This is a genomic window from Frankia tisae, from assembly GCF_025403405.1.
In the GTDB taxonomy this organism is placed as follows: domain Bacteria; phylum Actinomycetota; class Actinomycetes; order Frankiales; family Frankiaceae; genus Frankia; species Frankia tisai.
The window spans coordinates 1-450 of the sequence record NZ_JANEZT010000815.1 but is presented as its reverse complement, the minus strand read 5'-3'; the positions used below and the strand labels follow the sequence as shown (position 1 = coordinate 450).

The following is a 450-nucleotide window of genomic DNA, read 5'->3' as shown; positions in this document are numbered from 1 at the left end:
GCATCCGCCACCGCGGTCGAGGATGCCGCCTCACGGCGCGGTCGGCTGGACCGCGCGCCGCAGGTGCGCCTCGGCCGTCTGCGTGGAGACGCGGGCGGTCGGCTGATAATCGAAGCCGCCCTGTCGACCGAAGGACTCGATCCCGAAGGCGCGCAGTTTCGCCAGCGCCACCGCGACCCGCGCCTGCGCACCGTTGACGTAGATGGGATAGGCATTCGGCACGAAGCGGCCGCCCTCCAGTTTCAAATCGCCGTCGAACAGATGGTTCTGCGCGACGTGGGACCGGAAATCCTGCTCCGCGAGCGCGAGGCTGTTTCCCGCCTGGGACGCGATCACCTCGACGCCGAAGTAGTGCCGCCCTTCGACCGCCCCGTAGAAATCGGAATACATCGTCAGACGCTTCCAAAACCCCTTGTGCGAAAAGTTGTAGAGAACCGAGCAGTCGAAGCC

General features: G+C 66.0%; 1 protein-coding gene. It reads right to left on the bottom strand.

Translation table 11 applies throughout. The features are described from left to right. Positions 1-30 precede the first annotated feature (30 nt). The coding region (locus tag NBZ85_RS31815) for a hypothetical protein (protein WP_261563502.1) at positions 31-450 on the bottom strand (420 nt) is incomplete at its 5' end.